Origin of the sequence: Nostoc sp. (genome assembly GCF_036917375.1) — a bacterium.
Taxonomy (GTDB): domain Bacteria; phylum Cyanobacteriota; class Cyanobacteriia; order Cyanobacteriales; family Nostocaceae; genus Nostoc.
Map to the genome: position 1 here is coordinate 58,163 of NZ_JBALDN010000094.1, position 14,592 is coordinate 72,754.

Genomic DNA, 14,592 nt, shown 5'->3' on the forward strand with positions numbered 1-14,592 from the left:
GTGTAAACCGAACTTCTGCCATAAATCTAGGCTTCGATATCGTCCCAAAGCTCTGAAACGGGGAAAGTTTGTCCTGCTGCTTGTCGCAGGGACTCTTGCAAATCGGCTAATATTTGTGCTTTTGGCTCTTGTTCATCAATCCAAGCTAAACCACTGACGTTATCAGAATTTATGGAACTTATAAGCTGTTGCCAAAGTTCTATAGGGACGAGTACATCTGTTGTTTCTCCATCTACGTTAGTGACATAACAAATTTGACTTTTAATTTGTGCCATTATCATTATGGTTATTTCCTCTTTGATGCATTTTTGCACCAAATCGCTTTTTTCAAGAACCACGCATACAGCATCGTGTATTTTTAGCGATGGGTTAGGCTATGCGTAGACGCAAAACGGCTTGTCCTAGACATCGCACCCCTAAGCTATAATTTTACCAACTTTTTTAGAGTAAATTTTTGACTTGACTGGGAGTATCACAACGCACATCCCGCACCCGCAAATGTCAAAAAAGACTCCCAAGAGTAAAAATCGGGGATTGCCAATTTAATTAAATCAACCTAACGAGGAAGACGAAATCCTCAAAAAGCTGTTACTTAATAACTAGTGACTTTTTGCCAAACATGATTTTGATAGCAGACGAATTGTGATGAATACAGCTAATTTTCCGTGGCTGACGACGATTATTCTGTTGCCGATAGCCGCTTCACTACTGATTCCCATCATCCCAGATAAAGAAGGCAAAACAGTGCGCTGGTACTCCCTGATCGTAGGGCTGATAGATTTTGCACTAATTGTTTATGCTTTTTATACTGGGTATGATTTCTCCAATCCAGATTTGCAGTTGGTCGAAAGTTACGCCTGGGTACCTCAACTAGATTTGAATTGGTCAGTAGGGGCAGATGGCTTATCTATGCCCCTAATTATTTTGACTGGATTCATTACCACGCTGGCGATTTTAGCAGCTTGGCCTGTCACCTTCAAGCCGAAGCTATTTTACTTCTTGATTTTGGCGATGTATGGCGGTCAGATTGCCGTGTTCGCCGTCCAGGATATGCTGTTATTTTTCCTGGTGTGGGAACTGGAACTAGTGCCGATATACTTTCTGCTGTCGATATGGGGAGGCAAAAGACGGCAGTATGCAGCGACTAAATTTATTTTATACACCGCCGGCGGTTCGCTGTTTATTTTGCTGTCTGCCCTGACAATGGGATTTTACGGCGATACGGTGACGTTTGACATGCGATCGCTCGGTTTAAAAGACTTCGCCCTCAATTTCCAACTTGCCGTCTATGCTGGCTTCCTGATTGCCTACGCCGTTAAGTTGCCGATTATTCCCTTGCACACCTGGCTACCTGATGCCCACGGTGAAGCAACAGCCCCCGTACACATGCTATTGGCAGGTATTCTTTTGAAGATGGGCGGTTACGCCTTAATTCGGATGAATGCCCAAATGCTCCCCGATGCCCACGCTCTTTTTGCACCAGTGTTGGTGGTTTTGGGGGTAGTTAATATCATCTACGCTGCCTTAACATCCTTTGCCCAGCGCAACCTGAAGCGAAAAATTGCTTACTCCTCAATTTCTCACATGGGCTTTGTGATGATTGGTATTGCCTCCTTCACCGATTTGGGATTGAGTGGGGCAGTGTTACAAATGGTTTCGCACGGGTTAATTGGGGCGAGTTTGTTCTTCCTGGTAGGGGCAACTTACGATCGCACCCACACCCTAATGTTGGATGAGATGGGCGGTGTTGCCAAAAGAATGCCGAAGATTTTCGCCATGTTCACCACTTGTTCAATGGCTTCTTTGGCATTGCCAGGGATGAGCGGTTTTGTGGCAGAATTAATGGTATTTGTGGGCTTTGCTACTAGCGATGCTTATAGCTCTACCTTCAAAGTTATCGTGGTGTTCTTGATGGCAGTGGGAGTAATTTTAACTCCGATTTATCTGCTGTCAATGTTGCGAGAAATTTTCTACGGTAAAGAGAACGAGGAATTAGTTTCTCATCAAGCTTTGATAGATGCCGAACCCCGTGAAGTATTTATCATTGCCTGTTTGTTAATTCCAATTATTGGTATTGGTTTCTATCCAAAATTGCTGACTCAGATGTACGACGCTACAACTGTACAATTGACTGCAAGATTGCGTGATTCCGTGCCGACATTAGCACAACAAAAAGACGACGCACTAAAGGTTTCTTTGAGTGCGCCTCAAATTGGTAATTAAGTTGCGAGTTTAAATATTAATTACTTTAAGGGCGGGTTTTGTACCTGCCCTTTTTGTTATTCACTCAAAATTTTCGATTCAGTGAAGTAAAAATAACCCATCGAACTTAGTTAAAAAAATTTTGTATTGGTAAATAATGAGATGTATTTTTTACAATTATCATAAAAAGAGATTTTAAGCTGATTGATTTGTTTGGAACCAGTTAAGTAAATCTTCCATAGCAGTAAAATCTAACAAAGCTTCGCCAAGGTTTTCTAACTGATTTAAAGAAAGAGATTGGATGCGCTCTTGCAATTCTGGTGATAATTCTCCCACTCGTCTTTGTAGTAACCTTAAAATAAGTCGTTGTTCACCTTTTTGTTCACCTTCTTGTTTTCCGCGCTCATAGCCGATGCGCTCACCTGTAGTTACATATCTCATAGTCCGCTCCTGTTCAAATTGTTTAACCTCTTCCCAAAACTGATTTTCCAATGCCTTTGGTAATATCATAACCCAATCAATAAATCGATATTGGTTGCGAATATCCTGCTCTCCTAACCCCAAATCATATAGTCTGCGAATTAAGCTGAATTTCCATATTTTGCGTTGTTCGGGTGATGAGCGTGTCTGCTGCGTTTTCAAATGCGCCATGACGACAGTTGCAAATGGATTCTGGCTATTTTCTAACTCATGAAATCGGTTTTCGTAATCCAAAAGTTTAATACTGCCAAACTCAAACTTTAAGCGAGTATTGGGATAATTGTAACTGTAATTGCTTGGTCGCCATTCGCGGTTTGAATCGCAGAGAATTGCAAGACTTATTGCTGGTCGATCGAAGCGGTCAAATATGCGAAAGTTGTAGGTAAACATCCAATACTTTTCGGTTAAGGGGGAAAGGGGAAAGGGAAAGGGTTTGAATTTACCTTTCCCCTTTCCCCTTTAACCTTTTCCCAGACCAAAAGAGAGATTGTTAGGCTTATCTGAAAAGTATTGGGTAAACATCCGCTTAGGAAAGTTATCTTCTTTTTGTCCCTGAATTTCAACATGCATTAATAACCAAAGTTCTTCCCCTTGGGTTTGCCAAACTTTGACTAATTGATCGGCATATCTTTTACCCTGTCAGCTTCACGAGCAAGTTGATTGAAATTCTTTATCTAGAAATTAGTAGGGACGTTCCCAATCAATTAATGCAGAAGTTTCTGGAAAAAAGAAATGCATTGCTTGGGGAAAATAAGCTTCTATTATTTCTTTCCAAGGGCTATCAAAATCAGCGCGTAGGCGTAGCCCGTCGTAGACATCGCTAATATTAGTCATGTCATTTTTCAAATTATGGATAGAGTAGCAGTACTTGCAGTCGCTAGTTTAGAACTTTGCTTAATCGGAATCTCAACCCAAAATTCTGCTCCCTGTCCAGGTTCGGAAATACACCAAATAGCTCCGTTGTGTTTTTCTGTGACTATCTGAGCGCTAATTGCTAATCCTAATCCAGTGCCTTTACCTGCGGCTTTTGTGGTGAAGAAAGGGTCAAATAATCGTTGCTTAACTGCTTCAGTCATGCCAGGGCCATTATCTGCAATTTTTACAGTTATCCGATCCAAGTTGCGTAACTCAGTACGAATTACAATCTGGCTGGGGTTAGCTTCTATCTCCTCCAGAGTTCGCTTACTGTTATAACTATCCAGGGCATCAATGGCATTACTGATGAGATTCATAAATACCTGATTTAGTTGTCCGGCATAGCATTCTACTAAGGGAATATCACCATAATCCTTGACTATTTCAATTCCGGGATTTCCAGACGTTTGTTTGAAGCGATTTTGTAAAATCAGTAGTGTGCTATCAATACCTTCGTGAATGTTGACAGGCTTCATATCTGCTTCGTCAAGTCGAGAAAAATTCCGCAAGGAGAGAACTATTTCACGAATGCGATTAGCTCCCATTTTCATTGAAATTAGTATTTTAGGTAGATCCTCAACCATAAAGTCAAGGTCGATCGCTTCGATATGAGCTTGTACTTCAGATGTTGAATGAGCATTAGACTGTTGATAAAGTTCTACCAATTTCAATAATCCCAATGTATATTCACTTACATGGGTCAAATTACCGTAGATAAAATTAACTGGATTATTGATTTCATGAGCGACACCCGCCACTAATTGACCTAAACTGGACATTTTTTCAGTCTGAATCAGTTGAGCTTGAGTCTGTTTGAGATTGTGTAAAACTTGGTTGAGTTGTTCTGCCTGAGTAGTAGCAGCAGCAGTAGCAGCGCGGCTTTGATTATACAATTGGGCTTGGTCAATAGCGATCGCTAGCTGGTCAGCCACACCTCGAATGATTTCCACCTCATCATCACTCCAGGGGCGAAGCTCTCTACTATGTTCGCAGACAATCACACCCAAGTGACCCGACTGAGTTTGAACCGAAACTGTTAGTAGAGACTTAAGCCCCAATGTCACCAGTAAATTCCGACTCTTGAAATCAAGCCACGAATCTGCGGCAATGTCATCAAAGCAAAGCAAATTCCCTTGCATAACAGCTTCACTCAGCGCTTCCACATTCTGGATAGGAGAACAGCCTAAAGGTTCTGTTAAATCGGGAGCACAAGCTTGCTGACTCAGTTCCAAGCTAATAGATTCATCTTCTTGATGACACCAAAAAAACTGGCATCGATCGATCTGTAGCAGTTGCCGAACTTCAACCACTACTGTACTCAAAATCGTATTTAGATCCAGCGAGTTGCGAATTTGACTAGATAAACGAGTTTTAAGAATTTTCTCCCGTTCAACTAGCTTTCGCAATTCGACTTCAGACTGCTTTAACTCTAGCTGGGCCATCTGACGATTGACACTAGCTTTTGCTAGTAGCCAAGAACCAATGCCAATTAGTCCTACTAACCCAGCATATAGCGGTAGCAATTGACTCAAAAATCGGTTTGATTTGGTTGTCAACGTCTCTGGCGACAACCACGAGACAATCTTCCAGTGATAGGATTTAGGATCAATTTGATTTTGACTTGGTGCAAACGCTTGTCCTGCTCCCGTACTAGATTTTTCTCCTTCGACAAGTGGGTAAACTGTGGTAAAAGTGAACATTCCCTCAGCAGTTTGGAATTGTCCCGATTCTTGTTGAGAAATCTGCTGCCATGCTTGGGGAAAAGTTTTGCCAAAAGTGCGGTTTTTGCGTAAGCGAAGCTCGTCGTAGACATCGGGAAACATAAATCCCCATTCATCTTCGGGCTTTGTCCCTTTTAACCAGTAGCCATCAGCATTCAGTAGCATTCCCTCACTAGAGGCGTTAGCGAAAGCTTGATTAAAATTGTCCAGCAGTTTTGCACCGAAATAATTTAACACCACAATGCCTCGTTTCTGCCCACGGCGATCAAAAACGGGAGTGCCAAAGCGGATCATTGGCTTCAAGGGTTGTTCAACCTGACCTCGTTCGATGTTGAGGTCAAGGGGAGAGACAAATACTTGTCCTTGATTCAGCCGCAAAGTGTCATTAAACCAGTAGCGCTTGGCTTGAACTTGCAGTTTTTCTTCGGGGACAATTGCTGGTTCACCCTGGTTAAAGTTGACTCTGACAACTTCCTTACCCGATCGATCTAAAAAGCGAATTTGGTCGTAAAGTTTTTTATATCCAGAAAATAATAAAAATTCTTGAGAAAGTGCCTGTTGTTGCCCATCCACTCCGTCTAAAATTCTTTCTAGCTCGTTTTGTTTAGAGATAAACATCAAATCTGAGACAACCGAGTGAAAGTCTCCGCTGATTACTTTAGTTTGTAAATCTACCTTACGGAGTTCATTTGTTTTGAACAGAACTTGCTCGGTTTGTACTTGTTGGCAGTAGATAGTCCCAATAACAACCCCAACTAATGCTGATAATGGCAAAAAAACCTTTAGGAAGTTTTTGATTAAAACTCGTGAATGGATCTGTGGTGACATATCTGATACTTAGATACAACTCAAAAATCGGGCTGAAAATTAGCTAAGTTCCAGCTGCGCCACATTTTCTGAGTCAAGGTTGAGAGAAAACTTTTTCTCCTGGTAGATATAGATAATCAGCCTAACTACCAAATTCACCATGAAATTGAATACTCTGCGACCTCTGGAATGTTCTATTTGAACAATGTTCCGCCCTTTTTTGCTATTGTCAGTTAGACGCTCTAGTAATCAGTACCGAAAAACCACGAATCTAATGTAAAGATTTTACACTTATAACTGTTTTCCTACTGAGATGGTTTTTCATTCTTGTGCTGCGATCGCACATCACATATCAATAGATTACCTACAATCTATCTAGAATCAAATTTGGCAAAACCGCTCATGTTAAACTACAATCCACTGCATTGTTTGCCATCTTCCGAAGAACTACCCGACTCAGATGATACTGCTGTGGATAATGAACTCCAAAATTTAATTCCCGGCTTGCTAAAAACGATACTAGCTTTGGTTTGGTGCGATCGCTGGGATTGGTTCTTTGGTGTTGACATGGGTATTTATTATCACCCAGACAAACCAGCTGTTGTTCCTGATGGATTTCTCAGTTTAGGAGTTAAACGCTTCGTTGATGAGGATTTACGCCTAAGTTATGTGCTGTGGGAAGAAAAGCAACTGCCAATTTTAGCGCTAGAAGTTGTTTCCCAAATATATCGAGAAGAATATAGCATCAAGAAAGAATTTTATGCCAAAGATTTAGGAATTTTGTACTACATTGTGTATAGTCCCCTGCGGCGTAAAAAGTCGCCTTTGGAAGTGTATCGCTTAGTCGATGGGGAATATATCTTAATGTCAGGAAATCCCGCTTGGCTACCAGAAATTGGTTTAGGAATTGGGCGAGAACGGGGAATTTATCAAGGTATAGTGCGGGAGTGGCTGTACTGGTATGACGAAGAAGGGCAAAGATTGCTGACACCAGAAGAACGCATTAGAGAAGCGGAAGAACGCACAGCTTTTGAAGAACAGCGACGAGTGGAAGCAGAACAACAGGTGAAAATGTTAATTGAAAAATTGAATGCGCTAGGTGTCGATCCAGAAACTTTGTTATAGATTCACCAAATTTTGTATTTTTTACTGCCTTAATGTTAATTAGCTTCCTAGCTAGGGAATTATATTTATAAAGCAACTAATAGCTTGAGGTACAAATCGTCATGTCTGGTTGCTCAATAAATATATTTACCAAAACCTTCATCAAAAATATGGAAGTTAAATTAGGATTTGGAGCAGTCCCAAAACCTCAATATGTTTTTGTCAGCAGAGAAGCCGATCACTGCTGGTATATGCTTGCTGAAGATGAAAAACGCATCCCAATTTATGAAAAAGCCTTGACTGGGGTAATAACAGGGATAGAAGTTAATAAAAAGGTTGAAAATACATTTGGCCCAGATGAAAAAATAAATCTGTTTATCCTAGCAGATAAACCTTATATTATCCAATCAGGAAACGATACTTACTTTTCTAAAAGTTTATTGCTGTCTTTGGATGCTCTTACTTCTGAACAATTACGTCATCCACTTACTATTGCCGTTAGTCCTGGAGATAAAAAAGTAGTATTCTGTAATATTTACGATCCAGTCACTTATCGCTCTGTAGGTGTTAGTTGGGATGGACATAGGGAAATTTACTGGCAAACTATAGGGCAAAAAGTAAGTTTAAAAGTTCTAATAGCTCAAACCGACAGATATTTAGCTCAATTAAATTGGACTCCAGAGCAGGGAAGGGATTATTTGCAGCGGAAATATGGCAGGCGATCGCGTCTACAACTCACTGATACAGAAATACTGGAATTCATTGATTACCTGAAGCTACAACTAACCCAAAACTGCCCAACTTAGCTACTGTTATCTGAACTTTGGATAATTGCGATCGCTTTTAGTTCAAATCTTCTTCGGTAAGTCCAGCATCTTTCATAATGCTTTTCAAAGTTCCAATCGGTAAATTTCGATTACTATGAACCGGAACGGAGAGGATTACATCAACACCTTCTTTTATGTAGATATGATGACTGCCAGTAATCCGTTTCAATTCCCAACCCTGCCGTTCCAAAATTTTACAAAGTGCTTTACCTGAAACCGCTTTCATAGCGATATTTCAACCAACTCTTTCTCCGGGTCAAGTTCTTCTCGTTCGCTAGCAACTTCCAACCAACCTTGAACTGCATCTTGCAGCATCTCTAACAAATGTTCATAGCTGTCTCCCCAAGTATGGCATCCGGGTAGGGCGGGTACAGAAGCACACCACACACCGTCTTCTTGCCAGATAACTGCTTTAATTTTCATTACCAATCATCTCCACAAGATTGCGACTAATATTCTAGCGTCAAGCCGAGTGCGTAGGCGTAGCCCGTTGTAGACATCGCTTGTCCATTGTATTGAGGTGTTAGCCTCCCTGCGATCGCAGCCACATACTTAATGAAGCGGTAGCCACTTATCTAGATATGTATCAGTGGCAAACCGAGGAAATTCAAAAAGGGATTGGTCAAGCGAATACTGGAGACTTTGCCGATGATGAAGAAGTAAAAGCGACTTTTGCAAGACTCACCAATGTATATTAAGTGGCTGCGTAATGCGTTTCATACCACACAGTCACAATTACACTTATCAAATATCGCTTGCTTCCGGTAGCCAGTCTTCATCTAACACTAACTCTACAGAATATAAACATTCTTCTGGAAACACGGATATAAGTATCCCCGTTTGCTTGGCTGCTTGCCGACGCGCCCTTTGATAACTTTCCTCAAGTTGCTCTGTAGGATAGCTGTTAAGACTAGGACTATCTTCTATTGCTAACTCAATTTGGGTACGAGAATCAGTGATGGAATCGAGCCAACTATCTGAGCGACGCTGGAGTTGATATTGCCACTTGAGCAGATGCAAGAGTAAGCGAGTTAATTGACTGGCAATAGCCCGCCGTTCACTTTTGCCCAAGCCTTCAACCTCTTCAATCAGATTTTCTACATCAACTTCTTGCCAGCGATGCGATCGCAATAGTTGGGCTGTCTGTTGAATCCACAAGTTAAAATCTGCTTTATAAGTTGCGCTCATAGCCTTTATCGATCTTGCATAGTTTAAGCCATAGCACGTAGCTTTTCGGGCAGAAATCAATCTCATCAGTTTTTTTCAAGCCTCAAAAATCTTCATCATCAACAAAAAACTCGGCATCGTCTTCCAATCGAGAATTACGCTGCCCAATACCAGCAAGTCCCCACAGAGGTTGCAGCAGTGCCATACCAATTAACCCGACACCGGCACTAAAAGCTAGCACCAAACCCATTGGTATCTGAATTGATTGGAATGTTAAGAACTTTAACGATACGGGTGTGGCGTTTTGGACTGAAATAATTGCGATCGCAATTACCCAAACTGCTACAACTAGAGATGTCAAAAAAGGCGCAATTTTCATAGTTTGATCGAAATGAGAAGTTAGGAGTTAGAAGTTATATTTTGCTCGAAATTAGAAACGAGGAGTTAAGAATTGTAAATTTACAACTCTTAACTCCTAATTCATAACTCTTAACTTTTAATTCCTAACTCTGGCAAATTAAACTGCTACTGCCTCTAGTTTAGCAATGGCACTCTCTAACTCTTGGGCGATTTGGGTGAGTTTTTCGGGAGTGTTGGTTTCTAGGTAGACGCGTACCAGTGGTTCTGTACCGGAAGGACGCAGTAAAACCCAGCTACCTTCTTCTAAATACAGCTTAATACCGTCTTTACGCCCCACTTCCTTGACTTTAATTCCTGCTACCTCTGTAGGTGGATTTTTGGTAAAGGAGTCGATGACGGCGATTTTGTGCGCCTCTGTGAGGTGCAAGTCTAGGCGGTTGTTGTAAAGTGGGCCATCGGCTTCAGCGATCGCTTCTTTGACAAGTTGACTTAGCGGTTTGCCTTCATAGGCGATCGCTTCTGCCACCAGCATATCGGCTAATACCCCGTCTTTTTCGGGAATATGCCCAATAATACTCAAACCACCTGATTCCTCTCCACCGATTAACACCGCAGTTTCCCGCATTTTTTCGCCGATGTATTTAAAGCCAACTGCTGTTTCGTAAATTTGCAGCCCATTTTTAGCAGCAAAATTATCTAGCAGGTGGGTTGTAGCGACAGTACGGACTATGGCGCCAGTTTTACCTTTGTTTTTGATTAAATGACGTGCCAGAAGTAGCAGCACAGTATTGGGAGTGAGGACATTTCCTTGTTCATCAACGATACCAAAGCGATCGCTATCTCCATCCGTTGCCAAGCCCAAATCAGCTTGATCTCGAACTACTGCTTCCACTAACTCAACTAACTGTTCTCCTTTGGGTTCTGGCATTCCACCCCCAAATAAAACATCTCTCCAATCGTGGAAACTTTCTAGTTGAACGCCACTATGTTGCAAAACTTCATCTAAATAGCCGCGAGAGGTAGAATACAAAGCATCGTACTTTACCTTTAAATTAGCGCTTCTGATCTTTTCTACATCAAGTAGAGTGTAGATAAATTTCAGGTAATCTGGTTTCGGATCGAAAATTGAAATTGAACCTGATGGGTTGCTCCCAGGTAACTCATCCGATGCACCTTCTATATTTGCCACAATAGTATCAGTAATCTCTGGAGTGGCAGGCCCAGCATAATCAGGTATATATTTAATTCCACAGTAGGGTGCTGGATTATGGCTAGCAGTAAACATTAATGCCCCAGCGGAATTTAGGTGACGGGCATTGTAGGCAATTACTGGTGTGGGACAATCCCGATCGGTAATTTTCACAGTCCAACCCAAGTCTGCTAATACTTGGGCCGCTGTTTGGGCAAACTGGTCAGCTAAAAAGCGAGTATCGTAGGCAATAAGTACTGGTCTATCTTTTGTGTAGGCTGTTTCTAAGTAAGTGGCGATCGCCCTTGTCACTTTCCGCACATTGGGGAAAGTAAAGTCATCGGCAATAATCCCTCGCCATCCATCGGTACCAAATTTTATCTTGCTAGACATTTTTGCCACTTGCTCCGGTACATTATCAGTACTATAAAAGCTTCCCGCAAAGCGTGTGTAGCAGCAAGTATCCTCCGAAGTTCTTTTCTAAGCAAGCCTTAGCTTAAACTTCTCCCCACCGTATTTTCTCTCACTGTTTCTGAGCAATGTCAACCCCCGATCGACCTTTTGCCAGTTATCACCTTTGGTCTCTAGTTGCCCCAGCGACTGGGCAAGAACGCTGGCATTGCCAGATGAGACGGGGGTTTATCAAAGCACGGCAACACGAACCACAAGTCAAAGCGCTTTTAACGCAAGCCACTGCGCCTCAGCGGATTGGCATACTAGCCCAAAAAGGCGTTTATGAATTTCATCATCACACGCATCTGTTGAAGCAAGCAGATGGTGTAGAAAGAGTTGCCCAGCTACTAAAATTAGGCAACTCAAGCCTTCAAGTTCAGCAACGCGTGCTGCAAATTTTGCAAAAATATCATGATGCGCCATTGCTTTTGGATAAAGATATTATCCAATTAACACCGGGTGATGAAGGCTTTCCCAAACCGATAGTAGTTGAACAAGAAGATTATTGCTTTCGCTTATACGCGGCTATGGACTGCGTTTTTATTGAGTCTGATAGCACTTTACATATTTTGGATTTCAAAACTGGTAAATCAGCTTTTGACAAACGACAGGCATTAGTTTACTTATTAGCTGCTCGTTATCTTTACCCTGGACGAGAAGCTGTTGCATCATTTTATAATTTAGAAATATGTAAAAAATCAGAGTTAATTAGTATTAATAGTAGCGAATTAGAATCCTTAAAATTTGAGTTAGCGAATATTGCTCATAAACATCAGCACGATTTGCAAAAATATCAGGAAGAAACTACTAACTTCAGTAAAATATTCCCTCCTAATCCTGGCTCTCACTGCCGCTTTTGCCCATTTAACTCCATCTGTGAGTTTGCCGATTTTAAGCAGCATCAATCATATCCACTGCCCAGTTTAAGAAGTTTAAGAGTTAATAGCTAATTAGTTTATTTATTTACCTTGGTTCGATTTTCAAAAAAATCTACTAAATACTCGTATTTTTACTGGACTGATTCTCTTCTCCTATCAGACAACCTAGATGTCAGATACACCAATTTTTATCTTTGGTTGTAAGGAGTTAAGACTAGTGCGATTAACCGCAAATAAATCTGTATTTAGATTAGTAGGAATTTCCACCTTTATTTTACTTCTAATATTTAAGGGGATTTTACCTCAAACTGTTTATGCATTGCTGTCGTCTCTAGATGCTTGTGCTGTTCAACCTGAATGTGCTGCTGCTGGCTCGGAATTAGCTCCTACTGCTAAGGCTACAATTAGCAGTACAACTAAAGCTCAAAATGAGCAGGTTCCAAATAAAGCTCAAGAGAGATATTGTTCTTTCTATCCACTTAATTTAGTTTGTGGGCCACAAGGTCAATCTTCAGTTCTTTATAATTACAAATTTCACCAAACAGTACATTACAGGAGGTCTGGTTCTCCTGACAAATTTGTAACTCATCATTTTAAAAGTTGGCGACCTGCGCCAGGGCCAATTAGAAGTTTAGCTCAACCTCCAGGTATTGAATTTGGTGGTGGTTATCCTCCATCTGGTGATTATGTAACGTGGATTCGTTTAAATGATGGAGATGGTAATAATCAAACTCGTGGAGTCGTTTATGAATATTCAACTGGCGACACCATGACATGGGATGATTATGCAAATTATTATAACAATAATATTGAGGGAGAATGGATTAGTGATGTGGTTCGTGCTGATACACTGCCAGATAATTCATCCCCTCGTGATAGGAAAGATTGACTTCAATAAAAGCGCAATATGGCTGTTCAATTAATAAATCTTCATTAAATTATAGGTTGCTGGCATGAATGAGCTGTTTACACTTCTCCAAAACATTAAAGAAAATCCAGTTATCTACATAGACAAGCCATCAATTACTTGTCTTGATTCATTCTTAACTGGGTATATAGATGGTCTAATCACACTAGGATTTACTGATATAAGCTCTTGTGGAATGGAAGGGTTTCAAGAGTGGATACAAGAAAAAGCAAAAACTAATGTGAGTCAATCTTGGGCTGGGATAATTCTCTTTGGCTCTGGAAGTGAACGAACTGCTTTTTATAGGTTCTTTGAAGAGTTTGAGCAGTTCTTAAAGCAGAAAGATGATTCAAAAATTCAAAAAAGTGAAGATATTTTAAGGCTTAGTGAGGATATGAGTTTTCCTCGGTTTGATATTTACAACGAGATTCTAACTAATATAAAGAAAAGACCAGGAATGTATTTAGGAGCTAATTCACCAATTACTATACTAGATATGCTTTTGCGAGGATTTAGTCTGGCTCGAAGAGAAGTTGGCGTACCCCCAACTGAGCCAGAAAAGGAATTTGCAGGTTTTCAATCATGGGTTGAAGAAAAATATGGAATTAACTCAGGTCAGTCATGGTCTAAAATAATTCTTTTCTATTCTGTAGATGAGCATGAGGCACTACAGAAATTTTTTGAATTATTTGAAGAATACTTGAATAGGAATAAGAGCGTAGATGTAGACGAAAATAGTGGTTAAGCAGAAATTATTAAAGTGCTTTAGCTTACAGCATAATACACTCTAGTCCTTAAATTAAATTGGAATAATCAATATGATGAATCTTTCTACGCTTCTCCAAAAGATTAAAGAAAATCCCGTTATGTATATAGATAAGCCATCAATTACTTGTCTTGATTTCTTTGTTGGTGGGTATTTAGGTCAACTAAGTGATTTAGGATTAACTCCTGAAGGCGACCCAATGGAAGGATTTCAAGAATGGATACAAGAAAGAGCAAAGACTAATTTGACTCAATCTTGGGCTGGAATACTTATATTTTCCTGTGGTAGTGACAGAAATGCTTTCTATAGTTTTTTTGAACTATTTGAAAAATTTTTAAAACAGAAAAATGATTCAAAAAGGCAAGAAAGTGAAGACATTTTAAGGCTTCATCAGGATTTGAGGTTTCCTCGGTTTGATATTTACAAAGAGATTCTAGGTGCTATAAAGAAAAGACCAGGAATGTATTTAGGGACTAGTTCAATCACTAGACTTGATATGTGTTTGCGAGGATATAGTCTGGCTCGAAGAGAAGTTGGCGTACCTCCAACAGAGCCAGAAAAGGAATTTGAAGGTTTTCAGTTATGGGTTCAAGAAAAATATGGGATTAACTCAGGTCAGTCATGGTCTAAAATAATTCTTTTCTATTCTGTAGACGAGCATGAGGCACTACAGAAATTTTTTGAATTGTTTGAAGAATACTTGAATAGGAATAAGAGCTTAGAAGTAGACGAAAATAATAGTTAAGCAGACAGTATTAAGGTGCGTTAGCCTACGGCATAACACACCCTACTTACTTTCTCATGGTCTTTCCCCAA

General features: G+C 40.5%; 14 protein-coding genes and 2 pseudogenes. 7 read left to right on the plus strand and 9 right to left on the minus strand.

Annotated elements, in window-relative coordinates:
* Nucleotides 1-26 precede the first annotated feature (26 nt).
* Nucleotides 27-275: a hypothetical protein gene (locus V7K45_RS24795; RefSeq protein WP_335007610.1), complete on the minus strand. Its 249-nt coding sequence runs from the start codon at nt 273-275 to the stop codon at nt 27-29.
* A 370-nt stretch (nt 276-645) separates the two neighbouring features.
* On the opposite strand from V7K45_RS24795, the gene V7K45_RS24800 reads away from it, so the two are divergent.
* Entirely contained in the window at nt 646-2,223 is a 1,578-nt protein-coding gene (locus V7K45_RS24800) for an NAD(P)H-quinone oxidoreductase subunit 4 (protein WP_335007611.1), read from the plus strand.
* Between the two features lie 174 nt (nt 2,224-2,397).
* Here the strand turns inward: V7K45_RS24800 and V7K45_RS24805 are convergent.
* The 3 genes and pseudogenes from V7K45_RS24805 to V7K45_RS24815 all read right to left on the minus strand — a co-directional run.
* Nucleotides 2,398-3,072 (minus strand): annotated as a pseudogene (locus tag V7K45_RS24805) (DUF4351 domain-containing protein); the annotation flags it as partial.
* A 132-nt stretch (nt 3,073-3,204) separates the two neighbouring features.
* Nucleotides 3,205-3,516 (minus strand): annotated as a pseudogene (locus V7K45_RS24810) (hypothetical protein); the annotation flags it as partial.
* Nucleotides 3,517-3,524: 8 nt separating this feature from the next.
* The gene (locus tag V7K45_RS24815) at nt 3,525-6,146 is read right to left on the minus strand and encodes an ATP-binding protein (protein WP_335007612.1); all 2,622 of its coding nucleotides are present in this window, start codon (nt 6,144-6,146) and stop codon (nt 3,525-3,527) included.
* Nucleotides 6,147-6,527: 381 nt separating this feature from the next.
* Here V7K45_RS24815 and V7K45_RS24820 point away from each other — a divergent pair, with 381 nt between their 5' ends.
* Nucleotides 6,528-7,250, plus strand: coding sequence for a Uma2 family endonuclease (locus tag V7K45_RS24820; protein WP_335007613.1), 723 nt, complete (start codon nt 6,528-6,530; stop codon nt 7,248-7,250).
* Nucleotides 7,251-7,399: 149 nt separating this feature from the next.
* Nucleotides 7,400-8,035, plus strand: a complete 636-nt coding sequence (locus tag V7K45_RS24825) for a hypothetical protein (RefSeq protein WP_335007746.1) — start codon at nt 7,400-7,402, stop codon at nt 8,033-8,035.
* Nucleotides 8,036-8,072: 37 nt separating this feature from the next.
* On the opposite strand, the gene V7K45_RS24830 is transcribed toward V7K45_RS24825, so the two are convergent.
* The 5 genes from V7K45_RS24830 to V7K45_RS24850 all read right to left on the minus strand — a co-directional run bounded on the left by V7K45_RS24830 (nt 8,073) and on the right by V7K45_RS24850 (nt 11,165).
* Nucleotides 8,073-8,282, minus strand: coding sequence for a type II toxin-antitoxin system HicA family toxin (locus tag V7K45_RS24830; protein WP_335007614.1), 210 nt, complete (start codon nt 8,280-8,282; stop codon nt 8,073-8,075).
* Nucleotides 8,279-8,479, minus strand: coding sequence for a type II toxin-antitoxin system HicB family antitoxin (locus tag V7K45_RS24835; protein WP_181929383.1), 201 nt, complete (start codon nt 8,477-8,479; stop codon nt 8,279-8,281). The genes V7K45_RS24830 and V7K45_RS24835 overlap by 4 nt, the downstream gene beginning before the upstream one ends.
* A 321-nt stretch (nt 8,480-8,800) precedes the next feature.
* Nucleotides 8,801-9,244: a DUF29 domain-containing protein gene (locus tag V7K45_RS24840; protein WP_335007615.1), complete on the minus strand. Its 444-nt coding sequence runs from the start codon at nt 9,242-9,244 to the stop codon at nt 8,801-8,803.
* A gap of 82 nt (nt 9,245-9,326) precedes the next feature.
* Nucleotides 9,327-9,602, minus strand: a complete 276-nt coding sequence (locus V7K45_RS24845; protein ID WP_334869588.1) for a LapA family protein — start codon at nt 9,600-9,602, stop codon at nt 9,327-9,329.
* Between the two features lie 138 nt (nt 9,603-9,740).
* Complete coding sequence (locus V7K45_RS24850; protein ID WP_335007616.1) at nt 9,741-11,165, minus strand: phosphoglucomutase/phosphomannomutase family protein; 1,425 nt, start codon at nt 11,163-11,165, stop codon at nt 9,741-9,743.
* A gap of 146 nt (nt 11,166-11,311) precedes the next feature.
* Between V7K45_RS24850 and V7K45_RS24855 the strand changes: the two genes are divergently transcribed.
* The 4 genes from V7K45_RS24855 (at nt 11,312) to V7K45_RS24870 (ending at nt 14,521) form a co-directional block, all read left to right on the plus strand.
* On the plus strand, nt 11,312-12,175 hold the full coding sequence (locus tag V7K45_RS24855; protein WP_335007617.1) for a PD-(D/E)XK nuclease family protein: 864 nt from the start codon (nt 11,312-11,314) through the stop codon (nt 12,173-12,175).
* A 97-nt stretch (nt 12,176-12,272) separates the two neighbouring features.
* The gene (locus tag V7K45_RS24860; protein ID WP_335007618.1) at nt 12,273-12,992 is read left to right on the plus strand and encodes a hypothetical protein; all 720 of its coding nucleotides are present in this window, start codon (nt 12,273-12,275) and stop codon (nt 12,990-12,992) included.
* A gap of 64 nt (nt 12,993-13,056) precedes the next feature.
* On the plus strand, nt 13,057-13,755 hold the full coding sequence (locus V7K45_RS24865; protein ID WP_335007619.1) for a hypothetical protein: 699 nt from the start codon (nt 13,057-13,059) through the stop codon (nt 13,753-13,755).
* 73 nt (nt 13,756-13,828) lie between these two features.
* The gene (locus V7K45_RS24870; protein WP_335007620.1) at nt 13,829-14,521 is read left to right on the plus strand and encodes a hypothetical protein; all 693 of its coding nucleotides are present in this window, start codon (nt 13,829-13,831) and stop codon (nt 14,519-14,521) included.
* The last annotated feature ends 71 nt before the right edge of the window (nt 14,522-14,592 follow it).